The following is an 849-nucleotide window of genomic DNA, read 5'->3' as shown; positions in this document are numbered from 1 at the left end:
ACTCCCTGCCCGTTGGCGTCGCCCGGCTTGGTGTCCTTGGCGAACCGGTACATGGGCCAGCCGCCCAGGGTGAGCTGCTTGGTGCCGTCCGCCCTGACGACCTCGCCGATCACCGACGCTTCGGTGCCGGCCGCAGCGGTGACACTGCCCGCGGGAACGGGGGGCCACACCTTCGCGCAATCGCCGTCGCAATTCGACTTCGGTGGACTCGCGGTGTCCTTGTCGAAACGGTAGAGAGTGAATCCCGCACTGTCGGTCACGACCTTGCCGAGTTTCTTGCTGTCCCAGACCGCGAGCTGTCCGGCGGGTTTCGCATTCCCCGCGGCCGTGTCCGATCCGTACCCGTCACCCGAGCCGTATGCGCCGTCACCGGCCTGTGCGGCAGGGCTCGCATTGCCCACGGCCTGCCCGTTCGCCGTTGAGGCGCCGTTGCCCTGACCGCACGCCGTCGTCAGCGCCAGCACTGCCACCGCCGTCACCGCGAGCGAGGCGTTCCGCCAGGTATTCATGTCAACTCCAGCTGTCCGTTTGTGGGTTGCGGCGCANNCCGTCGGCGGAGTGCCGCCCTTCACATCGGCTCATGCTCCTGGGCGTGTACCGATCGCAGCTGATCCTCATCCCGCTCATCGGGCGGCTGCTCGTCGCGGCAGCCTTCGTCGGTCTGCTCCTGACGCCCCTGCCGGCCGCCGCGGACGACTGCTCCTTCGCATCCGTCTCGGGGTCAGGCGAGGCGGCTTCGGGTACGGCGGTCGCGGTGTCCGGATCGTCGAGCTGCCGGGCGGAGCACAGGCCGCCCGCCCCGAAGCCGTCTCCCCGGCACAAGGCACCGGCACCGGCGCCGCCTCCACC

General features: G+C 70.1%; 2 pseudogenes. One reads left to right on the top strand and one right to left on the bottom strand.

Annotated features, from left to right (window positions below):
• A pseudogene (locus tag J0695_RS38025) lies at nucleotides 1-509 on the bottom strand (SCO0930 family lipoprotein); the annotation flags it as partial.
• Between the two features lie 83 nt (nucleotides 510-592).
• Between J0695_RS38025 and J0695_RS38020 the strand changes: the two are divergent.
• A pseudogene (locus J0695_RS38020) lies at nucleotides 593-849 on the top strand (hypothetical protein); the annotation flags it as partial.

Source organism: Streptomyces beijiangensis, from assembly GCF_017315755.1.
Classification (GTDB): Bacteria; Actinomycetota; Actinomycetes; order Streptomycetales; family Streptomycetaceae; genus Streptomyces; species Streptomyces beijiangensis.
The sequence above is the reverse complement of the archived record's forward strand: the minus strand, read 5'-3'. Positions and strand labels throughout refer to the sequence as shown.